This window comes from Gilliamella sp. LMG 34360, from assembly GCF_984568995.1.
In genome coordinates this window covers 1,058,601-1,083,801 of sequence record NZ_OZ474900.1, presented here as the reverse complement: position 1 = coordinate 1,083,801, position 25,201 = coordinate 1,058,601, and the positions used below count along the sequence as shown (strand labels likewise).

Annotated in this window: 23 protein-coding genes; 17 read left to right on the top strand and 6 right to left on the bottom strand. The window is 34.7% G+C overall.

Features of this window, described 5'->3' with window-relative positions:
• Nucleotides 1-216: 216 nt before the first annotated feature.
• A complete protein-coding gene (locus tag AC5LW9_RS04900; RefSeq protein ID WP_493456420.1) occupies nt 217-921 on the top strand; it encodes a tetratricopeptide repeat protein in 705 nt (234 codons plus the stop codon).
• Between the two features lie 173 nt (nt 922-1,094).
• Nucleotides 1,095-1,703: a tetratricopeptide repeat protein gene (locus AC5LW9_RS04895; RefSeq protein ID WP_493456419.1), complete on the top strand. Its 609-nt coding sequence runs from the start codon at nt 1,095-1,097 to the stop codon at nt 1,701-1,703.
• Nucleotides 1,704-2,038: 335 nt separating this feature from the next.
• On the opposite strand, the gene AC5LW9_RS04890 is transcribed toward AC5LW9_RS04895, so the two are convergent.
• From AC5LW9_RS04890 to AC5LW9_RS04875, 4 genes are all read right to left on the bottom strand, one after another.
• Nucleotides 2,039-4,000 carry a glycoside hydrolase family 3 protein gene (locus AC5LW9_RS04890; protein WP_493456418.1) on the bottom strand — a complete coding sequence of 654 codons (1,962 nt, stop codon included), beginning with the start codon at nt 3,998-4,000 and terminating at the stop codon, nt 2,039-2,041.
• A gap of 407 nt (nt 4,001-4,407) precedes the next feature.
• The gene (locus AC5LW9_RS04885; RefSeq protein WP_493456417.1) at nt 4,408-5,034 is read right to left on the bottom strand and encodes a LysE/ArgO family amino acid transporter; all 627 of its coding nucleotides are present in this window, start codon (nt 5,032-5,034) and stop codon (nt 4,408-4,410) included.
• 132 nt (nt 5,035-5,166) lie between these two features.
• Nucleotides 5,167-6,516, bottom strand: coding sequence for an APC family permease (locus tag AC5LW9_RS04880; RefSeq protein ID WP_493456416.1), 1,350 nt, complete (start codon nt 6,514-6,516; stop codon nt 5,167-5,169).
• Between the two features lie 111 nt (nt 6,517-6,627).
• Complete coding sequence (locus AC5LW9_RS04875) at nt 6,628-7,047, bottom strand: OsmC family protein (RefSeq protein ID WP_086309100.1); 420 nt, start codon at nt 7,045-7,047, stop codon at nt 6,628-6,630.
• A 296-nt stretch (nt 7,048-7,343) separates the two neighbouring features.
• Here AC5LW9_RS04875 and AC5LW9_RS04870 point away from each other — a divergent pair, with 296 nt between their 5' ends.
• The gene (locus tag AC5LW9_RS04870) at nt 7,344-8,150 is read left to right on the top strand and encodes a sulfite exporter TauE/SafE family protein (RefSeq protein WP_493456415.1); all 807 of its coding nucleotides are present in this window, start codon (nt 7,344-7,346) and stop codon (nt 8,148-8,150) included.
• A 544-nt stretch (nt 8,151-8,694) separates the two neighbouring features.
• On the opposite strand, the gene mltB is transcribed toward AC5LW9_RS04870, so the two are convergent.
• Nucleotides 8,695-9,774 carry a lytic murein transglycosylase B gene (gene mltB, locus AC5LW9_RS04865; RefSeq protein WP_493456414.1) on the bottom strand — a complete coding sequence of 360 codons (1,080 nt, stop codon included), beginning with the start codon at nt 9,772-9,774 and terminating at the stop codon, nt 8,695-8,697.
• A gap of 53 nt (nt 9,775-9,827) precedes the next feature.
• Nucleotides 9,828-10,832: a 2-hydroxyacid dehydrogenase gene (locus AC5LW9_RS04860; protein ID WP_493456413.1), complete on the bottom strand. Its 1,005-nt coding sequence runs from the start codon at nt 10,830-10,832 to the stop codon at nt 9,828-9,830.
• A gap of 262 nt (nt 10,833-11,094) precedes the next feature.
• On the opposite strand from AC5LW9_RS04860, the gene AC5LW9_RS04855 reads away from it, so the two are divergent.
• The 14 genes from AC5LW9_RS04855 (at nt 11,095) to AC5LW9_RS04790 (ending at nt 25,111) form a co-directional block, all read left to right on the top strand.
• Nucleotides 11,095-12,357, top strand: coding sequence for an AmpG family muropeptide MFS transporter (locus AC5LW9_RS04855; RefSeq protein ID WP_198235509.1), 1,263 nt, complete (start codon nt 11,095-11,097; stop codon nt 12,355-12,357).
• Between the two features lie 8 nt (nt 12,358-12,365).
• Entirely contained in the window at nt 12,366-13,022 is a 657-nt protein-coding gene (locus AC5LW9_RS04850) for an NAD(P)H-dependent oxidoreductase (protein WP_198235510.1), read from the top strand.
• Nucleotides 13,023-13,503: 481 nt separating this feature from the next.
• Nucleotides 13,504-14,457 (top strand): thioredoxin-disulfide reductase, encoded by a 954-nt coding sequence (gene trxB / locus AC5LW9_RS04845; RefSeq protein WP_493456412.1) that lies wholly within the window; start codon nt 13,504-13,506, stop codon nt 14,455-14,457.
• Between the two features lie 14 nt (nt 14,458-14,471).
• Nucleotides 14,472-16,187 (top strand): heme ABC transporter permease/ATP-binding protein CydD, encoded by a 1,716-nt coding sequence (cydD, locus tag AC5LW9_RS04840; RefSeq protein ID WP_493456411.1) that lies wholly within the window; start codon nt 14,472-14,474, stop codon nt 16,185-16,187.
• Nucleotides 16,181-17,824 (top strand): heme ABC transporter ATP-binding protein/permease CydC, encoded by a 1,644-nt coding sequence (cydC, locus tag AC5LW9_RS04835; protein WP_334320013.1) that lies wholly within the window; start codon nt 16,181-16,183, stop codon nt 17,822-17,824. Before cydD ends, cydC begins: the two co-directional genes overlap by 7 nt.
• Before the next feature lie 138 nt (nt 17,825-17,962).
• The gene (gene rsfS / locus AC5LW9_RS04830) at nt 17,963-18,280 is read left to right on the top strand and encodes a ribosome silencing factor (protein WP_086326647.1); all 318 of its coding nucleotides are present in this window, start codon (nt 17,963-17,965) and stop codon (nt 18,278-18,280) included.
• Between the two features lie 4 nt (nt 18,281-18,284).
• On the top strand, nt 18,285-18,755 hold the full coding sequence (rlmH, locus tag AC5LW9_RS04825) for a 23S rRNA (pseudouridine(1915)-N(3))-methyltransferase RlmH (RefSeq protein ID WP_025314901.1): 471 nt from the start codon (nt 18,285-18,287) through the stop codon (nt 18,753-18,755).
• 23 nt (nt 18,756-18,778) lie between these two features.
• Entirely contained in the window at nt 18,779-19,246 is a 468-nt protein-coding gene (gene ybeY / locus AC5LW9_RS04820) for an rRNA maturation RNase YbeY (RefSeq protein WP_039128837.1), read from the top strand.
• An 82-nt stretch (nt 19,247-19,328) separates the two neighbouring features.
• Complete coding sequence (gene corC, locus AC5LW9_RS04815) at nt 19,329-20,192, top strand: CNNM family magnesium/cobalt transport protein CorC (protein WP_039128840.1); 864 nt, start codon at nt 19,329-19,331, stop codon at nt 20,190-20,192.
• 1 nt (nt 20,193) lies between these two features.
• Nucleotides 20,194-21,735 carry an apolipoprotein N-acyltransferase gene (lnt, locus tag AC5LW9_RS04810; RefSeq protein WP_334324706.1) on the top strand — a complete coding sequence of 514 codons (1,542 nt, stop codon included), beginning with the start codon at nt 20,194-20,196 and terminating at the stop codon, nt 21,733-21,735.
• A gap of 227 nt (nt 21,736-21,962) precedes the next feature.
• Complete coding sequence (locus AC5LW9_RS04805; protein WP_039128847.1) at nt 21,963-22,871, top strand: glutamate/aspartate ABC transporter substrate-binding protein; 909 nt, start codon at nt 21,963-21,965, stop codon at nt 22,869-22,871.
• Between the two features lie 80 nt (nt 22,872-22,951).
• Complete coding sequence (locus AC5LW9_RS04800; protein WP_039128850.1) at nt 22,952-23,686, top strand: amino acid ABC transporter permease; 735 nt, start codon at nt 22,952-22,954, stop codon at nt 23,684-23,686.
• A 1-nt stretch (nt 23,687) separates the two neighbouring features.
• Complete coding sequence (locus AC5LW9_RS04795; protein ID WP_039128854.1) at nt 23,688-24,389, top strand: ABC transporter permease subunit; 702 nt, start codon at nt 23,688-23,690, stop codon at nt 24,387-24,389.
• Nucleotides 24,386-25,111: an amino acid ABC transporter ATP-binding protein gene (locus AC5LW9_RS04790; protein WP_334322227.1), complete on the top strand. Its 726-nt coding sequence runs from the start codon at nt 24,386-24,388 to the stop codon at nt 25,109-25,111. Before AC5LW9_RS04795 ends, AC5LW9_RS04790 begins: the two co-directional genes overlap by 4 nt.
• The last annotated feature ends 90 nt before the right edge of the window (nt 25,112-25,201 follow it).

Here is a 25,201-nt window from a genome sequence, read left to right as displayed (position 1 = left end):
TTGAGTTTTCTACAAAATGTAACCCTTAAAATCAATTCTATTTAATAAAATTAAGTTTCAAGAACACCAACATTTGATAAACATTGCTAAAATAGCAAATACCCTATTAATCATTTATAACCCTGACTTCTCCATCCTCAATAAATCAACTAACACCCTAAATTTGTTATCATGTAAAATATATCAATATCAAAAGGATATGATTTAGGAAATATTATGAAAAAGTTATTATTATCGACGTTTATTATGATCAATTTGTTGACGGGTTGTAGTTCTGATTCTGATTATAATGAGGTTGAAACTTATAACGATAAAGATGTGTTATATAAAAAAGCAGCTGTATTACAGGATGCTGCAGCGCAATTTGCTTTAGGTGCCAATTACTATTTTGGGCAAAATGGTTATACCCAAGATTATAGTCAAGCTAAAAAATGGTTTGAAGCGTCAGCCAAGCAAGGATATACGACATCTCAATATAATCTAGGTCTTATGTATAATAAAGGAGAAGGCGTAAAACCTGATTATAAAAAAGCAATAATGTATTATGAACAAGCCGCTCAGGCTAACTTTGTGAGAGCGCAAAATAATTTAGGTTTAATATATTATGAAGGTAAAGTGGTTCCACAAGATTTAGATAAAGCGAAATTCTGGTTTGAAAAAGCTGCTAATCAAGGTCATCTAAAATCTCAAGTAGCGTTAGCAACTATATATCTGTCAAATAAAAAAAACTACCCTAAAGGATTAGAGCTACTTAAACAAGGGCTAAAAGCCAATAATCCTGAAGCACAATTATTAATGGGCGTATTGTATTATAATGGAACAGTAGTATCACAAGATTTGAATGAAGCCAAAAGATATTTTGACATGGCTTGCAAAAATGGATTACAAAAAGGGTGTGAACTCTCCAAAGATATTAAATAACAATAAATTAACAAAAAAATCTTTCAATTTTTAATGGCAAGATGTTTAAGTGTAATTAAATGAGATTTCCATTATATTTATATTATTTATGATATTTTAACCTAATATATGGCATTATATACAAAACATGTAATCTAAAGCATGCCAACGAATGATTTACTGTAGGATGAAGTATGATCAAGTTCTTTGCTAAAATTATATTAGGCTTATGTTTTAGCATTTTTGTCAGCGCTAATCAGCAAGTATTATTTGATTTTAACCAAGAATATCAGAAAGCGACTGAACAAAACAATGCTGAAGCTCAATTTCATTTAGGTATTATGTATGCCAATGGTACGCATACTAAAAAGCGTCACTTCAAAGGTATTGAAAAACAAATTGAGCAACAAGATGAATCTCAAGCAGATTATACTAAAGCTAAAGAGTGGTTCGAAAAAGCAGCCAATCAAGGTCATATTGAAGCACAACATCAGCTTGCTTTACTTTATTATAATGGTCAAGGGACTAAACAAAATTATTCACAAGGAATTAAGTGGGATACCAAAGCTGCAAAAAAAGGTAATGTGATAGCCCAATATACTTTAGCTAATCTTTATTATAAAGGTACAGGCGTAAAACAGGATTATTTCAAAGCAAAACAATGGTTTGCTAAAGAAGCTGAACAAAACTACTCTGATGCCAAAGAACAATTGGCCATTGTATCCAAAAAGGTATCGGCGATTGTTGCTAAGCAACAAGCAGCTAAAAAACAAAAAAGTAATAATGATTGTGGTTGTTACTAACATAAAATAATTATAACGCTATTTTCTATTATTAATTATTATAGGTACGCCTAATAATCTTGATATTAAAGTCAGATCATATATCTCAAGAAAGTAAAATAGAGATTTAGTAAATTTTCTTACTAAACGTTGGTGTAACCTGTAACTCCTTCACAAAAAAAAGAGTAAGTAATACGTTACCATTGAATATTAATTACAGTAAAAAATCGTTTTTAAAAAATCTTTAATTCATAGTTCAGATGATTAAAATAGATTAATAAAAAATATGCTATAACTGATGACGATAGTAATATTATTGCCATCACTAAGATAGCAATAATATAAAACAAGATGAATTAAAGGGTTAATCCATAACCTAATGGATATAAAGATTTCATGTCATTTGGTAAATCAGTAGCTTGTTGAAGTACACTTTCCATTGAATCAGGTAAAGCAAATGGCATTTTAGCGCTATATGGTTTATCAGCAAACAAACGTTCAAACAACACTTCATCATTTACACCAAAATTAGCCACAATAGCACTAGCATATTGTTTTATTGGTGTAAGAACGGCTGGTCGATCTAAGTAAACTGTTACAATAACAGGACATTTTTTACTTGCCTTAGCGATAAATTCAATATTTTTATCTTTTTCAGGAAACGCAAGTGAACCTTCATGATGTCTTAAACCAAAAAAGTAGTTTTTATGGTTTTGCTCAAAAGGTGCATCAATACGTGCAACCACCACATCAGCATCATCAATATCATCAACAATAGTCACTTTATTTTTTAATTGATTTTTTGCCTCCGCCATAAAACCATGTAAGTAAACTTTTTTATTAGTATCTAGTGGTAAGGTTTGTTGTTCATTTTCAAGCAATACCATTGAGTTAAATTGTGCCTTATTCGCAATTTGTTGGAATTGTTGATTACCCACAAATTTACTTGCTTCAGTTGGATCATTATAAGGTGTTTCAAATTGGCCTAAAGCAAATTTTTGCGTCAGAATTGCCAATACTGCACTGTCTATTAGTTTCTCATCTAGTTTTTTATTTTTAACTGCCGAGACAATAGTTGAACTGTCGCTTACGCCTCCAAATTGTTGAACACCCGCTAGGATAGCTTTAATAAAACGCTCTTCAACTGTTAGATCCTCAACCCCCCAAGGCATTCCTTCTGCTTTAGGTGCAACACCTTGAGGTGATCCGTTAATACATACTTCATTACAATCTTTAGTAATATTCCAATCACTCATGATGACACCTTTAAAATTATAGGTATCACGTAATAAATCTTTCAATAAATAATTATTAAAACCTGCACCAACAGGATCGATTTTATGATTATTTATTTGAGCATTTTTCAATATGGAATATGTCGGCATTATAGCGGCCACATTCACCTCAAAAGCACCAGTAAATGGAATAATATGCTGTTTCAAACTATCATTTTGGGTAAATAAAGCATATTTGCCATAAAAACTATGGCTATCTAGTCCTTCTTCGGCAGCACCATACCCCACCCAATGTTTAACAACGGCAGAAACGCTTTGTGAATTTAATCCATCTTTACCATTTTGCATGCCTGATATATAACCGCGCACCATCTTTTTACTTAATTCAGGGTTTTCGCCAAAAGTACCCTCAAAACGAGCCCAACGAGGTTCAGTACCTAAATCGGCCATCGGTGATAATGCTTGAGTTACTCCCAAAGATCGATATTCTTGTCGAATAATATCGCCATATTCGTTAATATCTTTTTCACTGCCAATTGCAGCCATTCCTAATGTACCTGGCCATTGGCTAAAACCACTTTTACTGGTCACTTCATTACCATAATAGAATGTATTTCGAGGATCAACACTGATAGTCAAAGGAATAGAGAGGCGTGATAGTTCAGCAATTTTTTGCAACTGATTATTTTGTTGTGCAAAATCTTCTGGGCTGACTTCTAAACGAGTGATTAAACTATTTACTTTATCATTTAGTACCAGATCCTTGATCTCTTCTAAATTATATTTATCACCATGACCAAGTTCATCATTTAAACTTCGAGCATTGCCATGCATCATCATGCCAGCTTTTTCTTCAAGTGTCATTCTAGCAAGTAGATCTTTCGCGCGCTGAGCCGGTGTCAAACGCCAATCTTCATAAGGCGTTAATTTGCCATCTTTATTCATATCTTTAAATTTGAGATTATTAACGGTAATGATTTTTAATTCTTGGCTTTCAATTTTAACCTGCTCAATTGCCCATAATGTGTTGGATACAAGTGCAGCGCTAATCAACAATGCTAGCTTTATGGATTTACATTTCATATTATACTCCTTGAATAACTTATTATATTTAAGCTAATTTTTGTGCGCTTAAAACAACAAAAACCTAAGTACTTTGCTAACCAAAGTGCTTAGGTTTTGCCTGCATACTTGTTAAGTTTTACAGTAACAATCCAAAATAATGCTCAATAAATTAGCATTAATCATAGAAATAAGAAATCAACAATTAAAATTAAATGATACAATTGTGATAATAATCACATTTTTTATGTTATTACTTCAACAAAACATCAATTTTATATATCTCTTTAATATTTATGGGAAAAAGTGATCTGACAAAGAAAGGAAAGAAAAAAGAGTTTAAACAGATCAGAACAAAAATAAGGCAAAATATGCTTTAGCTAATGCTGTAACTCACTGAAATTGCGCCTAGAATAGATAATTTTAGCCTAACTACCACAATATACGTACAAAATTAAACGATAAGCAATATAAAACATTACTAAACCAACTAAACAATCTAAAATCACCCACATTCTTTTTTGTTTAAATAAAGGAGTAAGTAATCTTGCACCATAACCAATACTGAAAAACCAGATGAATGAAACACATACAGCCCCAATCAGAAAAGCAATTTTTTGTTCACTGCTTAACGTTCCAGCAATACCGCCAACAATAACGACAGTATCTAAATATACGTGTGGATTAAGTAAAGTAATGGCCAATGTTGCCAAAATCACTTTGACTAAACTGTTGTCATTTGAGTTTTGAGATTGAACTTGCATACTACTGGTACCTTTAATTGCACTTTTAAACGCCTTAAAGCCATACCAAAGTAAAAAAAGTGCACCTAATATTGCTAATATATTCGTAATTAAGGGATTAGTACTGATAAATGTCCCAACCCCAAGAATACCAATTGACATCAATACAAAATCACAGATAAAACAGATCCCCGAAACATAAAATATATGATTTCGTAATAATCCCTGTTTTAATACAAATAGATTTTGTGCACCAATGGCAATAATTAAACTCGCTGAAATTAAAGCCCCTCGTAATATTTCTGAAATCATTTTGTTATAATATTGAGTTAAAATGGACAAGCATTGTTATATAATTAATATAATTAATATAATTAATATAATTAATATAATTAATATAATTAATATCATTAATCAATAGTTCAAATTATTTCAATCAGATAACTAATATTTAACTTTATCTAACCAATTTAATTGAGCTTTATCTCTATTAAAATAAAGAATTATCAAACCGATTGCTAACCACACAATACCTACAATTTTTGCATAATTATCAATGTGTAATAGCACGGGTAATAGCACTAAAATACCCACAATAGGTATAAACACATCAAGACACCATGAAAGTGCTCCTTTTGAAGCTTTCTTGAATTTAAAGTAACCAATAACTGAAATATGTAACATAATAAATGCGGTTAAGGCTCCAATATCAACAAATGACACTAACGTCGGTAATCCCTTAGCATTATTAGCAGCAATAATCACTAAACATAAATTAAATAGAGCTGCAAATAAGATTGCCATTGTCGGAACACCGCTTTTCTGGCTTACTTTAGCAAAAAAAGGTGGTAAGCGCTTATCACGTCCCATACTGAATAAAAGACGACTTGCAGCAGCCTGCCCTACCATTGCAGCAAATGACGCTCCGATCGCTTTCATTAAACTTAATGCCCATCCCAACCATAAATTAATCTCTTGATTGACAATATGATAGTAAGCTTTGCCTTGTAGTTCAGGATGACTACGCAAATATTCAGAATCATAAGGAGAAAGTAAGGATGCAACGTAAATCTGCAAAACAAATAGACAACCAGCTAGAATTAAACAAGTAATAATAGCTTTACTAACTAAGTTGCGCTGACCACTGTTTTCTTCCGAAAAAGTGGCAATAGCATCAAATCCCAAATAAGATAAAACAGCAATCGATACGGCACTAAACAGATTACTCCAAGTAAATGCTGCTCCACCAATAAAAGGTTGTAACCAATTTCGATTAAGATCTGTTGTCACTATGATCCAAATACCCACCAATAACACCACAAACAGTACTAGGATTTCAAGTAACAAAATGATTAAAGTAATTATGGCAGATTTTTTTGCTCCAATTAAATTTAGAGTAGTTGTTAACACTACCGCCAAACAAGTCCATAGCCATACTGGCACACCAGGTATCAAAGCGTTGAGTGAAATACCACTAAATAAGTAAGCAACGGCTGGAATAAACATGTAATCAAGAAGTAACAGCCAACCGACTAAAAAACCCGCATTAGGATGAATTCCTAAAGAACAATAAGCATAAACGGCCCCAGCATGAGGTAAAGCATTCGCCATTCTGGCATACGAATAAGCAGTAAATGCCATCACTAAAGTTGCAACAATATAAACTAAAGCAATAGCACCATCGCTTATCGCATCTAAAACACCAAACAAACCCACCGGTGCGGCAGGGCCAATAAAAAGCAATCCCAAAATAACCATATCTCGAAATCGCATATTTTTACTTAACTGTTGCATAATCATTCCTTTGTAACAATCTATCAATTAAATAAAATGTTAAATGATTACTGCAAAACTCACTAATATCAGCTAGTTATTAGATTATAATTTTTTGTTATAAGAAGATATTTACTCATGTACACGTATTTCATAGGTGTAGGACATTTTCGCTGTCTTACCTAACATGATAGAGGCGCTACAATATTTTTCAGAAGCAAGTTTTATCGCATTTTCAACCGCTTCGTTATCCACATTCACACCGGTAATTACGATATGAAAATTAATTGTGGTATAAACTTTTGGTGAAGATTCTGCCTGAGTTTTATCAATTTCAATCCAAAGATCACGCACATCCTTTTTTTTATTTTTTAATATAGCGATAATGTCATACGCCATACAACCAGCAGCACCGTGCAATAAAAGTTCCATAGGACGAGCACCACGATTACGCCCACCATGCTCAATTCCACCATCCATCACTAATGAATGACCACTTGCGGTTTCACCTAAAAAACCAAAATCATCAATCCACTTTAAACGATCTTTCATTTTTCACTCCTTTCAATTTAAATTTCTCTTAAAACTTTTATCAATTAGGCTAAATAACATAAGATTTTTTAAGCACTATGTCATCTTTTAGCTGATTACTTTGTTAATCAATTAAAACTTAACGTTAATTACTTTGCTAATCGATTTATCGTTATATATTAAACAACTCAGATAGAATAACCAAATTATTTGCAACAAGAATAAAACATATTTACAATCAATTGGCTAGCCATGATTTTTATTTTTGTAACAAATAGACAGGCTAATGACGTTATCCCATCGTAAGGATTAAAAATATGATTTTTGAGTTTGTTATCTTCCTCATTATCGGTGCTGCGGCTGGTTTGCTTGCAGGTATGTTCGGCGTTGGTGGGGGAGCATTGATTGTACCGGCTCTAATTTTTTCGCTCAATTATTTCAATCTGGGTAACCATTGGACTCACCATATTGCTATAGCTTCATCCTTAGCGACAATTATTGGCACTAGTTTATCATCAAGTTGGACCCAAAATAAAAACAAAAATATTGAATGGTCAATTCTAAAAAAGATGGTGATAGGTTGTATTATCGGTACAATTGCCGGTTCTTACATGACCCCTTATATTCCAGGTATATGGTTAAAATGGCTATTTATCGTTTTTCTAATTTATGTTGGTAGTAAATTTATTTTTAAAACCAATAAAGTGATACAAAATCAAATATCTGAAGTAACTTCGTTGGGTAACAGTATTTTTATTGCTGTTGGTACATTAATTGGTGTTTTTGCTGCGCTGGTCGGTGTGGGTGGCGGTGTACTGGTTGTACCGTTTTTGAAAAAATGCGGAGTCGATATGCGTAAAGCAATTGGAACATCAGCTGCATTCACCTTACCCGTCGCTTTTGGTTGCACTATTGGTTACATTATTGCGGGTTGGAATATCCAAGAACTTCCTGAATATAGCTTAGGTTTTATCTATTTACCTGCGGTATTTTCAATTATGCTCACCAGTATACCTATGGCAAAAGTCGGCGTGCAAATCTCGCAAAAATTACCAGTAAATAAACTGATTACCTATTTCGGTATTTTTTTATTAATGCTTGCAGTAAAGCTTATTGTTTCTTAACGTTCACCCCTACTCTTCTTAAGTTTTTTGAAAGAGTTAATTTTTATATTTAAACAGATCGCATTAGTGACTTTCTGTTTGGATAGAAAAACACGCTAGGCTTAGTGCCTCTTTTACCGCTAAGTTTTTGCCATACCGCCATAAGATGCGAGCAGTGGTTATAGCATGTGATGACGGAGAAGTTTAGAGAGTTTCTTACTAATAATATTGATATAACAGATAGCTTTGTAAAAATTATTCAGGAGTCTATACCATTTCAATTTAAAACAATTAAAAAGGTCGCTAATGCAAATTATTGATTTAGTTGCTAAATATACTAGACGTTATCGCACTTCTTTCACCACTAAGTTTTTTGCATATCGCCATAATAGGATCAGTAGTTATAACATGTGATCACAGAGAAGTTTAGAGTATTCTTACTAATTTTATTGATATAACAGAGAGCTTTGTAAAAATTATTCAGGAGTCTATACCATTTCAATTTTAAACAATTAAAAAGGCCGCTGATGCGACCTTTTGTTTAAGTTACGAAATATGCTAGGTATTATCGCGCCTCTTTCACAGCTAAGCCTAATTGCCATACGGCCATAGCATAATGCGTACTATGATTGTATCGAGTGATGACATAAAAATTTGGTAAGCCATACCAATATTGATAGCTATCGCCCATATCCAACCGCAATAAACTGACCTTATTATGGCCATCTAATGAACTTTTCGGTTTTAATCCTGCTCTAGCTAACGTTTCAACGGTGTATTTTGTACTAAAACCCGTATCAAGTGATAGCGCTTGCCCATCGGCGATAACCGCGACTTTTTTACCACTTTGCCAACCATGTGCTTTAAAGTAGTTGGCCACACTGCCGATTGCATCAACCGGATCCCACAGATCGATGTGCCCATCATTGTTAAAATCGACAGCATGATTTCTGAACGCTGATGGCATAAATTGACCATATCCCATTGCCCCAGCGAATGATCCACTCAGATCAAATGGGTCAACGCTTTCATCTCGGCACATAACTAAAAAGTGCTCTAACTCATCTGTAAAGTATTGTGCTCGTCTTGGATAATAGAAAGCAAGAGTTGAGAGTGCATCAATGATTTTGGTTTTACCCATCACTCGTCCCCAACCCGTTTCTACACCAATAATGCCCACAATAATTTCAGGTGGTACACCATATTGATCATACGCTTGTTGTAACTCTTTTTTATAATTATTCCAAAATTCTACCCCACGAGGTAAATTACTTGGCGTGATAAATTTGTTTTTATAACGGATCCATGCACCATTAGGTTTAGATACTGTAGAAGAACCTGATGTTGGCGCTTGCTTATCCATTAAATTAATTACCCAGTCAAGTTTGTTGGTTTGCGAAAGTACTTCGCGTAATTGCTCACGATTAAATCCATGTTTATTGACCATTCTGGTAATAAAATTTTCTTGATCAACAGCCAACGGCTCGCTGTTGTTTTTTGGAGGATTGTGTTCTTCTTCTAAATAGACACCCCCTTCGACATTAGGATGTCCGCGATGTTCTTGCATAGGCGATATTGAAGATTTCTCACTACTACAAGCTGTAAGCAACAATATTATATTAATTAGAATGATGATTCGCTGCATATAAAACCTATATTTTATGTTATTAAAAAATCGTTAACGTCAAAAAGTATTTATTATTTTTCAACAATATTTGGACAATCTTTACCTTCAGCAACCTGTTTAATATTCGTTAAAGTCGTATCAGAAATATTTAACAGTGCTTCTTGAGTTAAAAATGCCTGATGTCCAGTAAAGATAACGTTATGACATGATGATAAGCGACGAAATACGTCATCTAATATTACATCGTTTGATTTATCTTCAAAAAATAGATCGCGTTCGTTTTCATATACATCCATACCGAGAGCGCCAATTTTGGTCTGTTTTAATGCATCAATAGCGGCTGTAGCATCCAGTAATGCTCCTCGACTGGTATTAATAATCATGACGCCATCTTTCATTTTTTGGAAAGATTCTTTATTCAGTAAGTGATAATTTTCTGGTGTCATTGGACAATGCAATGTGATGATATCCGATTTGGCATAAAGTTCGTCTAATTCGACATATTGTGCGCCAAGTTCGACAACAATGTCATTTGGATATGGATCATAAGCTAAGATATGCATGCCAAAACCTTTTAAGATGCGAATCGCTGCTTGTCCAATTTTACCTGTGCCAATCACGCCAGCAGTGCGATTGTGCATATTAAAGCCAGTTAATCCATCTAAAGAAAAATTAGCATCGCGTGTGCGTTGATAAGCCTTATGGGTACGGCGATTAAGAGTCATCATTAACGCAACTGCATGTTCAGCAACCGCTTCTGGTGAATAAGCGGGTACACGCACAACGGTAATACCTAATTTTTTTGCCTCAGCAAGATCAACATTATCGAATCCCGCACAACGTAATGCTAGAATTTTTATGCCATATTCAGCCAATTTGTGTAAAACTTTTTTATCAACTTCATCATTAACAAATACACAAACTGCATCATATCCTTGCGCTGTAACCACCGTTTTTTGGCTTAGTTTGTGTTCATAATATTCGATATCGAAACCAAATTTTTTATTGGCAATTTCAAGATGCTCTTTGTCATAATGTTTACTACTGAATACAGCAATTTTTGTTAGATTTTTCATATTATCACACCCCTTTGAATGGTGATTAGTTGATCTATTAATCGGTCGTTTTCTTTGATGCTTGATTAATAACAGCGTTTTGAAGCATTTCTTGCATGCTCCAAATAAGTGAAGTTTTTATTTCAAAACATCCATTGTCACAGTTTTCCAGTTTTAGAATCAGGCTTGAGATAATCCGTTTTATCTTGGCTTGCAGAATTATTTTTTATAGTTGTATGCTATGATAACACTTTGCGAAAAAACTAATCAATAAAGTTAAAGAATGACTAATGAGCAAAATTCACTTATAAAAACAATTTTTACCGAAAAAATGCTAATCTGTATTTTTACTGGATTTGCATCTGGTTTACCTTTTTATTTATTGTTGCAATTATTACCTGCTTGGCTAGAGAGCGAAGGTATCAATATCAAAACAATTGGCGCGTTTTCGTTAACACAATTTCCCTATATTTTGAAATTTGTCTGGGCGCCATTTATGGACAATATTTCGCTTTTCAATATAGGTAGAAGACGAGGATGGATGCTTGCTTCGCAAATTGTATTAGTATTCTTTATCACAATTTTAGGTTTTTTCTCGCCTACATTAAACATTTGGGTAATCGCTGCTATCTGTTTTATTATTGCTCTATTTTCAGCCACACAAGATATTGCCCTTGATGCATTTAGGCGAGAATTACTACTAGATAACGAACTGGGACTTGGCAACAGTATTCATACCAATGCTTATCGTGTTGCTGGTTTAGTACCAGGTTCGCTATCATTAATTTTATCCAATTATCTACCTTGGAACAGTGTGTTTATTATTACTGGGCTATTTATGTTGCCAGCAATTATGATGACATTGAAAGTTAAAGAGCCTATCAATCAAGCGCCAAAAAACCATAGTATTGAAGATATCATCATTAAGCCATTTAGTGAATTTATTAATCGTCAAGGTATAAAAAGTGCACTCACGATTTTAGCTTTTATCTTTCTTTATAAATTGGGTGACAGTATGGCAACCTCACTGGCAACCCCTTTTTATTTACAAATGGGATTTAGCCGTTTGGATATTGGCTGGATTGCTAAAAATGCATCATTATGGCCAAGTGTATTTGGTGCATTAATGGGCGGCATCTTGATGATCAAAATTGGTATTAACCGTGCACTTTGGCTATTTGGTTTTGTACAAGTTATTTCTATTCTAGGGTTTGCATGGTTGTCTGTTGAAGGTCCATTTACTGAAATTACCTACCACGCTAAAATTTTATTAGCTTTAGTAATTAGCTTTGAAGCGTTAGGCGTTGGGCTAGGATCAGCGGCCTTTGTCGCTTTTATTGCAAAAACAACTAATCCCCTTTATACAGCGACACAATTTGCATTATTTACAAGTATTGCTTCTATCCCAAGAACATTAATTAATGCCACTACAGGCATTATGGTTAATTATTTAGGATGGACAACTTTCTTTGGTTTATGTACGATTCTTGCCATACCTGGTATGTTATTATTATTAAAAGTTGCCCCATGGAATACAAAAGAATAGGAGAAAACATGGATAAATTAACACAAGCCTTATATTTTCGACACGGATGTAAAAAATTTGACGAAACCAAAAAGATTGATCCTGCTGAAATTGAATATATTTTAGATGCAGGTCGCTTATCCCCTTCAGCATTTGGACTTGAGCCTTGGCATTTTGTGGTGGTTGACAGCCCTAAAATTAAAAGCGAATTATCTGAGGCTTGTTTCAAACAAGAGCAAGTCACCAGTTGCTCACATTATGTGATTGTACTTTATCGTAAATCAAACAGTTTTTCGGTACAAAATGAGTATTTCCGTAAGGCGGTTGCTCGTACTTTACCTGACCCAGATGATCAAAACAGTATTGATGTTATGTGTCAATCAAGGCTCAACTTTTATGAAAATGGTTTAGCCAGCGGCCTAACTATGAATCATTCATTTGAAATGCAGGCTTATCTAGCTTGTGCCAATATGCTCACAGCTGCTGCTTATCATAATATTGATTCCTGTGCGATTGGTGGATTTCAACATGATGGTGTTATTAAAATTTTAGAAAATCACATACCATCATTTAGTGGTGAAAATTTCGGTGTAGCACTTTGTTTAGCATTTGGTTATCGTATCAATGAACCAACACCTAAAATACGTTGGCCACTCAAAGATATCACCACATATCTATCTGAATAAATATAAACTGTCTATTGCTTTATGCCTCAAAGGTGTAAAGCAACAATAAAATTAATGGTTACTTAATCAATAACGCTCCAAGACCGTTTTTAATTTAATCCTACCTAAACAAATGTTTAAAAGAAGATAGCGATTTAGTAAATTGTTCCGCCTTTTGGTATTATACGCTTTATATTTTTTCTCATTTATTTTTTATACAACTTCTAAATTTTTCATGAGAAATCTGTCCTTCTTTCATTGTTTTTATAAACATTGTCAAACAAATCGATAATTTAAATTCATTTATTAATTGTTTTTAAAAAGTAAGTGAACAATAAAAAAAGATAACTTTTGTCAACTGTTGAAAAAATATCTTATCGTCATTACCTATCACTATAATAATCAATTTTTTTGCACTATAAAGATTGATAATGTTAGACTTAACAATTATTAATTGAGCGAGTTCTGTGTTAACAGCCAGAATATAAATAAGGATTTAAAGATGAAAACTAAACATGCACGTTTACTAATACTTGGTTCTGGCCCTGCTGGCTATACCGCAGCCGTTTATGCCGCTCGAGCAAATCTTTCACCTGTTTTAATTACTGGGATACAACAAGGTGGTCAACTCACAACCACGACCGAAATTGAAAACTGGCCAGCTGGAGCACCTGAATTAACTGGGCCTGATTTAATGGTTAAAATGAAAGAGCATGCCGAAAGATTTAATACTGAAATTATTTTAGATCATATCGATCAAGTCGATTTTAGTAGCAAACCTTATAAACTCTATGGCAGTGAAACAGAGTACAGTTGCGATGCATTAATTATTGCGACCGGTGCCTCTGCTCAATATCTCGGTTTACCCTCTGAAGAAGCGTTTAAAAGTAAAGGTGTATCAGCATGTGCCACCTGCGACGGTTTTTTCTATCGCAATCAAAAAGTAGCAGTAGTAGGAGGCGGAAATACGGCCGTTGAAGAAACGCTTTATTTAGCCAATATTGCCAGTGAAGTACATTTAATACACCGTCGCGATAGCTTTAGAGCAGAAAAGATCTTAATGGATCGTTTAGCACAAAAGATACAAGAAGGTAAAGTAATCTTACATACCCATCAAATTGTTGATGAAATATTAGGTGATGATATGGGCGTTACAGGGGTTAGACTGCGTAATACTCAAGATCCTAAACTTACTGAGGATCTATCTGTTATGGGCGTATTTATTGCCATTGGTCATAAACCCAATACCAGTATTTTCGAAGGTCAACTTGAATTAAATGGTGGCTACATCAAAGTTAAATCTGGTACACATGGTAATGCGACACAAACCAGTGTCCAAGGTATTTTTGCCGCAGGTGATGTGATGGATCATATTTATCGCCAAGCGATCACTTCAGCTGCAACTGGATGTATGGCTGCACTCGATGCTGAACTTTATTTGGATAATTTGAAATAAACTAAAATATCATCATGTCACTAGATAAAAAACGTCAAACTTATCTACTTGGCTGGTTGAAACAGCATGCAAAAATGCATAAAGCAGATTTGCGTGCTTCTGCTTTAACTGGTTTTGCATTGACTTTATTGGTTATTATGCAAGCGGCTCTACTCGCTGTTATTTTACAAAAACTGATTATTGAGCAACAACATTTTGTCGATATCCTACCTTACTTTGGCTCACTTATTATTATTTTATTAGGTAGAGCGCTGTTAATGTATGTGCGCGAAAAGATCAACTTTGCACTAGGGAAAAAGGTACGAAAACAAATTCGCAATGACTTAATTAATCAACTTGAAGCTTATGGCCCTGCTTATTTAAATCAAAGTACTACAGGCGCTTGGAGCACGTTACTTATAGAGCAAGTAGAAAATCTGCATGACTTTTTTGCTCGTTATCTGCCACAAATGCGTTTAGTCAGTATCGTCCCAATTTTAATTTGTATTGCTATTTTACCGTTTAACTGGGCAGCAGCCGCTATCTTGTTATGTACTGCCCCACTGATTCCAATCTTTATGATTTTAGTTGGTATGGGCGCAGCAGATATTAACCGTCGTCATTTTAAAGCTCTGGCATATTTAAGTGGTCACTTTTTAGATCGCTTAAAAGGACTTAATACTATCCGTCTATTTAATCAAGGAGAAAAACAAGCCAACGAAATTGCTCAAGCATCCGAAGACTTTCGCGTTAAAACCATGCAAGTATTAAAAATGGCTTTTTTATCCTCAGCTGTGTTGGAATTTTTTACGTCAATTTCGATCGCCATCGTAGCGGTGTATTTTGGTTTTTCGTATTTAGGTGAATTTAATTTCGGTTCATATAATGGTCCTGTGACCTTATTTGCGGGTTTTTTTACGTTAATTTTAGCTCCCGAATATTTTCAACCATTACGCGATTTAGGAACTTACTACCATGCCAAAGCTGAAGCCATTGCAGCAGCGGACAATATTGAAGCTTTTTTAAGTAAAGATGTCTTGTTAAATCAAGCTCATCATGATGCCAACCCAATTCAAATCAATCAACCATTACATACTATTGAAGCAAGTAATTTGATTGTACTGTCTAGCGAACAGCAACCCATTGTTGGACCATTATCATTCGCTTTACAAACACCTTTTAAATTAGCTTTAGTCGGTAAAAGTGGTGAAGGTAAAACTTCGTTAATGCAAGTTTTGCTTGGCTTTTTACCTTATCAGGGTTCGTTAAAGATTAATGGGATCGAATTTAATCAATTAGATATTACCCATTGGCAACAACAAATCAGTTGGATCGGACAGAGTCCTTATCTTATTAATGGCTCAGTGCGTGAAAATATTTTATTAGGAAAACCGAATGCTTCTGATGATGAAATTGAAACTGTAATTGCCAAAACCCAGTTAGTGTCTGTTATTGATAAATTACCTCAAGGATTAGATACCCAAGTAGGTGAAGACGCAGTGCGTTTGTCAGTCGGACAAGCACAACGTGTAGCAATCGCTCGAGCAATGTTAAAACCATGTCAATTGCTCATTCTTGATGAGCCTACAGCAAGCCTAGATAGACATACCATGCAAAATATAGATCAACAACATATTGCACCAAATACAATTACCATAACCCATCAAACCGATGATATGCACATTTATAACCAAGTTTGGCAGTTAGCAGATGGTCAGTTACATTGTGATAGCAAGGAGGATTTATGTTAGCCATATTACGTCCTTATATCGCACTGTATAAACACTATTTTTGGCAAATTTTGTGTGGTCTATCTTTAGCGCTTTTGACTCTTTTTACTAGTGTATTTTTACTCTCTTTATCGGGTTGGTTTCTAGCTTCAACGGCAGTTGTTGGGGTTGCTGGCTTATATACTTTTAACTATATGTTACCGGCAGCGGGAGTGCGTGGGGCAGCAATTACTCGCACAGCAGCACGCTATATGGAACGCTTGGTGGATCATAATACGACATTTAAGATCTTGGCCTATTTAAGGACATTAGCTTTTCGTAAGATTTTACCGCTGAGTGCCAATCAGTTAGCTCAATATCAAAGAGCCGATTTACTTAACCGCTTTATTGTTGATATTGATGCGCTGGATCATCTTTATCTCAAACTGTTTTCGCCTATTGTGACCGCTTTGCTCACGATTGGTATAATCTTTATTGTTCTAAGTAATATCAATCTACCGGTAGCGCTTGTTATCACTATTATTCTGACCCTTACTTTATTAGTCGTACCCGTTATTTTTTACCAAGCAGGAAAAGAACTGGGCAAGAACTTAGCAAAGCAACAAAGTGAATATCGCTTATTACTGATCAATTATTTACAAGGACAAGCTGAACTTACTCTTTTCAATGCTCAATCACGCTATCGTCACAAACTCGATGAACTGGAAACAAATTGGCTTCGTAATCAACAGCAGCAATCAACTTTAATGGCACTTTCAAGTGCATTAGTATTATTGATCGCTGGCTTTTTAACTCTATTGGTTCTTTGGTTAATTACGCAATATACCCTTTCACCTCTAGTTGCCTTATTTGTATTTGTGAGTCTTGCCAGTGCCGAAATTCTAGCACCAATTCCTGGCGCGTTTATCTTTTTAGGGCAAGTATTAACCTCCGCTACTCGCACAACAGCAATTTTTAATCAAACACCTGATATTAAATTTGTCTCGGAAAGTGAAAGCAAAAAAGTTGATTTAAGTTCAGCAACGCTACAATTTGAAAACATCAATTTTAGTTATCCCAATCAACCTTTCGCGGTATTAACAGATTTTTCGTTAACGGTTAATCAAGGGGAACATATTGGATTAATTGGAAAAACTGGGTGCGGTAAATCAACATTATTAAATCTCGTTAATCGCGCTTGGGAACCCACCTCAGGCAATATCTATTTTAATGGTACACCATTGAATCTATTGGACGAAAAAACCTTACGACAGGCGATTGCGATGGTACCGCAAGTTATTGCAATTTTTAGTGATACCTTAAGGCAAAACTTGTTGATAGGCAATGCACAAGCTACTGAGCAACAACTTATCGAAGTCTTAAAACAAGTTGAACTTGAAAAATTGTTAAATACAGATCAAGGTTTGAATTTGCCTATCGGTCAAGGTGGTCGCGCTTTATCGGGTGGTGAAATTCGTCGTATCGGTATTGCCAGAGCTTTACTGCACAACTCTCCACTCATTTTGATGGATGAACCAACAGAAAGCCTTGATCAGCAGACCGAGCAACAAATTATTCAATTGATCAAACAAACTTGTAAAAATAAAACGTTAATTATGGTTACCCATCGTTTAACGGATAATCCATTATTTGATAGAGTAATTGCTCTTAATAGTTGAATTGATGAAATAATTTTTACTCAAACGTATAGTGAATCTGAAACTTCTTGACAAAATATACAAGGTCAATGTTATCTTCACCGTTATTTTTTAAAAATATGATATACTGATGCTTTAATTTTTTATGATAGAGAGATTATTTTGCAACAGTCGTTACAAGATTTTATTATCGATAAGATTGATGATCTAAAAGGCAAAGATATTGTTACCTTAGATGTGCGTGGTAAATCAAGCATTACCGATTATATGATTGTCTGTACGGGCACTTCAAACCGTCATGTCTCATCCATTGCTGGGCATTTACTTGATGAAGCGAAAAAACATGGGCTTCTTGTTTTAGGTAGCGAGGGCAAAAATGATGCTGATTGGGTAGTGGTTGATATGGATTCAGTCATTGTACATATTATGCAAGAAGAAACCCGTCAACTTTACGAACTCGAAAAACTTTGGAGTTAGTGGCGTGAAGATACAGCTTATCGCTGTTGGCAACAAAATGCCAAGTTGGGTTACCACCGCTTTTGAAGATTATCGTTCGCGCTTCCCTAAAGATATGCCACTAGAACTTATCGAAATTCCAGCTGGAAAACGAACTAAAAATGCAGATATTGCCCGAATTTTAGATAAAGAAGGCGAACAAATGTTAGCAAATTGCGGTAAAGGCAACTGCATTATCACATTAGATATTCCAGGTAAACCTTACACTACGCATAATTTAGCACAACAGTTAGAACGTTGGAAAACCGATGGCCGTGATGTGAGCTTGCTCATTGGGGGGCCTGAAGGCTTATCTCCTGCTTGCAAAGCCGCGGCAGAGCAGAGCTGGTCGCTCTCGCCTCTTACGCTTCCACATCCTTTAGTGCGTGTCATTGTCGCAGAAAGCCTTTATCGAGCATGGAGCTTAACCACTAACCATCCTTATCATCGTGAATAAATAAATTAGGTAAACACAGTAAAATGAGTGCAATTATTTTAGATTTGCAAATAGCTACAGACGATAACCAAAATTTGCCAACTGAAGAGCAAATTATGCAATGGTTAAACGTGATTTTGCCTCAATTTATGGATAATGCTGAAATCACTATCCGAATTGTGGATGAACAAGAAAGCCAGCAGTTAAATAATACATACCGCCACAAAGATAAACCCACCAATGTACTCTCTTTTCCATTTGAATCACCGATTGAAATTGAGGTACCACTGTTGGGTGATTTGATTATTTGCAAACAAGTGGTGGAAGCTGAAGCGAAAGAACAACATAAATCGTTAACTTCACATTGGGCACATATGATCGTGCATGGGTGTTTGCATCTATTAGGATATGATCATATTCTTGACGAAGAAGCCGAAGAAATGGAAAATATCGAAATTGATATAATGCAACAGCTAGGATTTAATAATCCATATCAACCGATTGACGAATAACTGTGTTTAGTTATCATCATTGATGATAACTAAACTGAAGTAAAAATAATTAAATACAATAAATTAGTAAAGGAAAAAGCAAATGAGCGATGATAATCCCCGGAGATCCAAAAAAGGGTTTGCCTTATGGTTAAGTCAGTTATTTCATTCAGAACCCAAAGATAAAGAAGAACTGATTGAAGTTATACGCGAAGCTGAAGAAAACGAGCTTATCGATCCAGACACACTTGATATGATTGAAGGTGTCATGGATATAGCCGAACAACGCATTCGCGATATTATGATCCCCCGCTCACAAATTGTTACTATCAAAGACAATTATTCACTTGATCAATGCTTAGATATTATTTCTGAACATGGTCACTCTCGTTATCCTGTCATTAGTGAAGATAGAGACCACATTGAAGGTGTGTTACTGGCGAAAGATTTACTCATATTTATCCGCCAAGGTATTGACGGTTTCGATTTAAAAAAGATACTACGGCCAACGGTTATTGTGCCAGAAAGTAAACGTGTTGATCATATGTTAAAAGAGTTTCGTATGCAACGTTACCATATGGCAATAGCGATTGATGAATTTGGTGGCGTATCAGGTCTTGTTACAATTGAAGATATTTTAGAGCTCATTGTAGGTGATATTGAAGATGAATATGATGAAGTTGAAGATCGGGATGTTCGTCGCTTATCTCCTTTGGTTTACACCGTACGTGCGCTCACTCCTGTAGAAGATTTTAACGAAATTTTTGCGACACATTTTAGTGATGACGAAATGGATACGATTGGTGGTTTGGTAATGCAACATTTTGGACGCTTACCTTTACGTGGTGAAAGTATAATCATTGACGGTTATCAATTTAAAGTAACCATAGCCGATAAAAGACGTATCATCCAACTGCATGTAACTATTCCGGAAGATGCCACAGTGCCTAATTTAGAGTTGCCATAACATGCTTAAATATCTGCTACTAAGTTTTATTTACGGTTGCATCGCTGTTTTTAGTTATGCTCCCTTTCATATTTGGCCTTTAGCATTTATCTCTTTTGCTGGCCTATTATGGCTTATTGCGAATAAAACTAAAAAACAAGCAATGTTATTAGGATTGACTTGGGGAATTGGTTATTTTACCTCAGGAGTCCATTGGGTTTATATCAGTATTAAACAATATGGGGAACTACCTACACCTATTGCAATGGTGATACTAGGCTTTCTGATCCTATATTTGTCACTTTACCCGATGTTATTTGCTTTTTTACTTAGAAATGCAGATCGTTTAGCACCTCAATTTTCATTCAAGCAATTGGCATTAGCTGCACCTATCTTATGGCAATGTACCGAATTTTTACGTGGTTACATTTTAACGGGTTTTTCTTGGTTACAACTTGGTTATAGCCAACTTGATAGCCCACTGCGGGTCTATTTTCCTATCGTTGGTATAGATGGTGTGAATTTGCTAACTTGTTTTTTATGTGGACTAGCTATTTACAGTTTTTATAAAATTAAGCAACATCAATCCCAAAAGCACGCGCTTGGTGCAATAATTGCACTATTAACGATCTTCATTGCACCAATTTTATTCAAAGATAAAAACTGGACCGAAGTTGATCATCATCGTATAGCGAATTTTTCATTAATTCAGGGCAATATTCCACAAACTTTAAGGTGGAGCAGTGAACAATTAAATAATACTTTAGAAACCTATTATCAACTTACCCAACAAAGTTTTGGTAAAGATAAGATTATAATATGGTCAGAAGCCAGCATTACAGATTTTGAAACCAATCAACAACCTTTTTTATATTATCTAGATAATCAAGCAAGAGCGAATGATTCTGAAATTGCCGTTGGTATTATTGATTATCGTTTTAATGAACCAGACAATCGAAATAAAGGTAATATTTATAATTCGTTAATTGTATTGGGCAAAAAAGAACCCTATCAATACCCAACAGCTCATCGTTATCAAAAACATCATTTAGTACCATTTGGTGAATTTACACCATTTGAATCTTTACTTGAACCCATTACTGATCTGCTTAATATTCCAATGTCTTCAATGAAAGCAGGCGATGAAACACAGCCCCAATTAACCATGAAAGGGTTTAAATTCACAACCGCTATCTGTTATGAAGTAATTTTATCCGATCTTATATGGGAAAACTTTAAGCCTGATACAGATTTTTTACTCACTGTCTCAAATGATGCTTGGTTTGGTGATAGTATTGGTCCAAAACAGCATTTGCAAATGGCACAAGCTAGAGCATTAGAGTTTGGTCGTCCATTAATTCGCAGTACTAATAATGGTATTACCGCAATAATTAACCAGCAAGGAAGAATCATAAAACAAATTCCAGCATTTACCACCACTGTTTTAACTGAGAGTCTATCACCAACTACTGGCCTAACTCCTTATGCTAGATGGGGAAATAAACCTTATTTATTGTTCATGATATTAATGTGTATCCCAATATTTATAAAAAGACGTTCATAATTTACGATAATGGCATAAATATTGCTTAACTATACCTAGTTTCAAATAAAATCATGTTCAGAAATAATTGCTTATAAAGCATAATTATAGCTACGCATTTGGAGCCAATGATATATAAATAAACAGTAAAAAGTACTTTTATGCTAAAAAATAAGTTATAATATACGCCCTTTGTAAAAATATTAAATAAATTTAATATGATACAAATCAAACAGTAGGAGACGAGAATGAACAAAAAGACAAAATTAACCAAATTAGTTTTATCACTTGCAATGTTAGGTCTAATGACTGGTTCGGCATTAGCTGAAGAACTTACTGGCACGTTAGCTAAAATTAAAGAAAGTGGTGTTATTGTTGTTGGTCATCGTGAATCTTCTATTCCATTTTCCTACTATGGCGATAAGCAAGAAGTGATTGGCTATTCACAAGATTACTCTAATCTAATCGTAGATGCAGTGAAAAAAGAGTTAAACTTACCTGACCTTAAAGTAAAATATTTACCTGTTACTTCTAAGACACGTATTCAACTTCTTAACAACTATACTTACGATTTTGAATGTGGTTCAACTACTAACAATCTTGAACGCCAAAAAACAGTTGATTTTTCAGACACCATCTTTATTGTAGGTACGCGCTTTTTAGTTAAAGCAGATAGTAATATCAATACTATTGAAGATTTAAAAGGCAAAAATGTAGTAACGACTGCGGGTACTACTTCTGAAATCCGTTTAAATCAAATCAACAATAAAGAAAAATTAGGTATCCGGATCATTACCCCAAAAGATCATGGTGATGCATTTAATGCACTTGAAACTGGTCGTGCAGCTGCATTTTTAATGGATGATGCTTTATTGGCTGGTGAACGTTCACGTGCAATTAATCCTGCTGAGTGGAAAATTGTTGGTGAACCTTTATCTTATGAATCTTACGGTTGTATGTTAAGAAAGGGTGACACTCAATTTAAACAACTAATGGACAACGCCATTGCTGAAGCCCAAAAATCAGGAAAAGCATTAGAGTCTTATAACAAATGGTTCACTCAACCAGTACCACCAAAAGGTGCAAATATGGAACTTGAAATTTCACCGAAAATGGTTGAGCTTTTTGCAAACCCTAACGATAAAGCATTAGATTAATACTTTTCTTATCTTTCTAATCCATGTACTAAATGCCGTAGCATTTAGTACATAATCTAAATTAGTGAATTAAATATATTATGAGTTTTAATTGGACACTATTTTTTGAACCCACCCCTTATGGTGATGGGATTTATTTAAATTGGCTGTTAGATGGCATTTTTGTGACCGTTTCATTAGCCATTACAGCATGGATCATCGCCTTTGTGCTGGGTTCATTGGTTGGTATCTGTAGAACACTTGACAACAAGTTTCTAAGTAATTTTGCGGCAAGCTATATTCAGCTATTTCGTAATATCCCCTTACTTGTACAAATGTTTTTATGGTATATGCTATTTCCTGAACTTCTGATAGGCAGTTTAAGAACGTGGTTTGTATCTGGTTTATCACCAAATATTAGTTCGTTCATCATCGCCGCAACTGCTTTAGGATTGTTCACATCTGCGCGAATTGCCGAGCAAGTAAGAACGGGTATTCAAACTTTGCCTAAAGGCCAAAGATATGCAGCAATCGCACTTGGTTTAACCAATCGTCAAGCATATAGATACGTTTTATTACCTAATGCTTATCGTCGCATTATTCCACCATTAACATCAGAAATGACTAATATTATTAAAAACTCATCTGTTGCTTCAACAATTGGGTTAATAGATTTAATTGGACAGATTGATCGTATTAATGAATCAACCAATAGTATTGTCGAAATTTTGTGTGGTGTAACGATCGCCTTTATGCTAATAAATTATGCGGTACTCACTATTATGCGTATTGTTGAAAAACATACTCGCTTACCTAACATGAATCATGGAGGATAATATGCAGCTTTTTGATTGGATTGCAAATATACCTTCATTGGTATTTGATAATTATCATTTACTATTAAGTGGTTTATGGTTAACAACAAAAATCACCCTTAATGCGGTCATTTTTGGTATTGTTTGGGGTACTATGCTTGCGTTAATGCGTTTATCAAATAATAAATTGCTTAATATTTTTGCTAAATGCTACGTAAATTTATTTCGTTCCATTCCACTATTATTAGTGCTGTTATGGTTCTATTTAGCATTGCCACAAGTTATTAAATATATATTTAATTTACCACCTTATGCGGATGTACGTATTGTTTCAGCAATGATCGCTTTTGCACTTTTTGAAGCAGCTTATTATTCAGAAATCATTCGCGCGGGTATCAATGCAGTGAACAAAGGCCAATATCATGCTGCTTATGCTTTAGGTATGACTAAAGGTCAAGCCATGCGCTTAATTATCTTACCTCAAGCATTTCGGTCTATGGTGCCACTGTTACTAACTCAAGGTATTATCTTATTCCAAGACACCTCGTTAGTTTATGTGATGAGTTTAATTGACCTTTTCGGTGCAAGTGTAACTCAAATTGGTAATGTTCAAGGCGGTACGGTTAAATATTCAATGATTATTTTTGCAGCAGCAAGTTATTTTGTAATTTGTTTTACTGCTTCACTGTTAGTTAATTATTTTAAGAAAGGGATAAATCGATGATCTCCTTAGAAAATATATCAAAATGGTATGGACAATTTCGAGTTTTAAAGAACTGCACAACAAGAGTAGGTAAAGGTGAGGTTGTCGTTGTTTGTGGACCTTCTGGTTCAGGTAAATCAACATTAATCAAAACTGTTAATGGTTTAGAACCCGTACAACAAGGTAAAATCATTATTGAAGGGACAGAAATAACCGATCCCGCAACTAATTTAGCGAAATTACGATCAAAAGTGGGTATGGTATTTCAACATTTTGAACTCTTCCCTCATTTAACCATTTTAAAAAATTTAACGCTTGCCCAAATTAAAGTATTAGGTCGAGCGGATGAAGAGGCTCGTGAAAAAGCTCTTAATCTATTAGCACGTGTGGGTTTACTTGCTCATGCTGATAAATACCCTGCCCAGCTTTCTGGTGGTCAACAGCAACGTGTTGCGATTGCTCGAGCACTTTGCATGGATCCAATTGTTATGTTATTTGACGAACCAACCTCAGCGCTTGATCCAGAAATGGTTAATGAAGTACTTGATGTAATGGTTGAACTTGCTTATGAAGGCATGACGATGATGGTTGTTACTCATGAAATGGGCTTTGCGCGTAAAGTTGCACACCGTGTTATCTTTATGGATAAGGGTGAAATTATTGAAGATACCTCAAAAGAACAATTCTTCACTAATCCACAATCAGATCGTGCTAAAGACTTCTTAGCTAAAATTATTCATTAATATCAATTACAGGGCGATATGCCCTGTACTCTCTTCTTGCCTATTTAATTTTTTATTTTTAATCTTTAATAAAATAATCAATCTGCTAAC

Excerpts from the sequence above, each read along its gene's own strand:
- AC5LW9_RS04900 (WP_493456420.1), top strand. The coding sequence starts at position 217 with ATGAAAAAGTTATTATTATCGACGTTTATTATGATCAATTTGTTGACG.
- AC5LW9_RS04895 (WP_493456419.1), top strand. The coding sequence starts at position 1,095 with ATGATCAAGTTCTTTGCTAAAATTATATTAGGCTTATGTTTTAGCATT.
- AC5LW9_RS04890 (WP_493456418.1), bottom strand. The coding sequence starts at position 4,000 with ATGAAATGTAAATCCATAAAGCTAGCATTGTTGATTAGCGCTGCACTT.
- AC5LW9_RS04885 (WP_493456417.1), bottom strand. The coding sequence starts at position 5,034 with ATGATTTCAGAAATATTACGAGGGGCTTTAATTTCAGCGAGTTTAATT.
- AC5LW9_RS04880 (WP_493456416.1), bottom strand. The coding sequence starts at position 6,516 with ATGCAACAGTTAAGTAAAAATATGCGATTTCGAGATATGGTTATTTTG.
- AC5LW9_RS04875 (WP_086309100.1), bottom strand. The coding sequence starts at position 7,047 with ATGAAAGATCGTTTAAAGTGGATTGATGATTTTGGTTTTTTAGGTGAA.
- AC5LW9_RS04870 (WP_493456415.1), top strand. The coding sequence starts at position 7,344 with ATGATTTTTGAGTTTGTTATCTTCCTCATTATCGGTGCTGCGGCTGGT.
- mltB (WP_493456414.1), bottom strand. The coding sequence starts at position 9,774 with ATGCAGCGAATCATCATTCTAATTAATATAATATTGTTGCTTACAGCT.
- AC5LW9_RS04860 (WP_493456413.1), bottom strand. The coding sequence starts at position 10,832 with ATGAAAAATCTAACAAAAATTGCTGTATTCAGTAGTAAACATTATGAC.
- AC5LW9_RS04855 (WP_198235509.1), top strand. The coding sequence starts at position 11,095 with ATGACTAATGAGCAAAATTCACTTATAAAAACAATTTTTACCGAAAAA.
- AC5LW9_RS04850 (WP_198235510.1), top strand. The coding sequence starts at position 12,366 with ATGGATAAATTAACACAAGCCTTATATTTTCGACACGGATGTAAAAAA.
- trxB (WP_493456412.1), top strand. The coding sequence starts at position 13,504 with ATGAAAACTAAACATGCACGTTTACTAATACTTGGTTCTGGCCCTGCT.
- cydD (WP_493456411.1), top strand. The coding sequence starts at position 14,472 with ATGTCACTAGATAAAAAACGTCAAACTTATCTACTTGGCTGGTTGAAA.
- cydC (WP_334320013.1), top strand. The coding sequence starts at position 16,181 with ATGTTAGCCATATTACGTCCTTATATCGCACTGTATAAACACTATTTT.
- ybeY (WP_039128837.1), top strand. The coding sequence starts at position 18,779 with ATGAGTGCAATTATTTTAGATTTGCAAATAGCTACAGACGATAACCAA.
- corC (WP_039128840.1), top strand. The coding sequence starts at position 19,329 with ATGAGCGATGATAATCCCCGGAGATCCAAAAAAGGGTTTGCCTTATGG.
- lnt (WP_334324706.1), top strand. The coding sequence starts at position 20,194 with ATGCTTAAATATCTGCTACTAAGTTTTATTTACGGTTGCATCGCTGTT.
- AC5LW9_RS04805 (WP_039128847.1), top strand. The coding sequence starts at position 21,963 with ATGAACAAAAAGACAAAATTAACCAAATTAGTTTTATCACTTGCAATG.
- AC5LW9_RS04800 (WP_039128850.1), top strand. The coding sequence starts at position 22,952 with ATGAGTTTTAATTGGACACTATTTTTTGAACCCACCCCTTATGGTGAT.
- AC5LW9_RS04795 (WP_039128854.1), top strand. The coding sequence starts at position 23,688 with ATGCAGCTTTTTGATTGGATTGCAAATATACCTTCATTGGTATTTGAT.
- AC5LW9_RS04790 (WP_334322227.1), top strand. The coding sequence starts at position 24,386 with ATGATCTCCTTAGAAAATATATCAAAATGGTATGGACAATTTCGAGTT.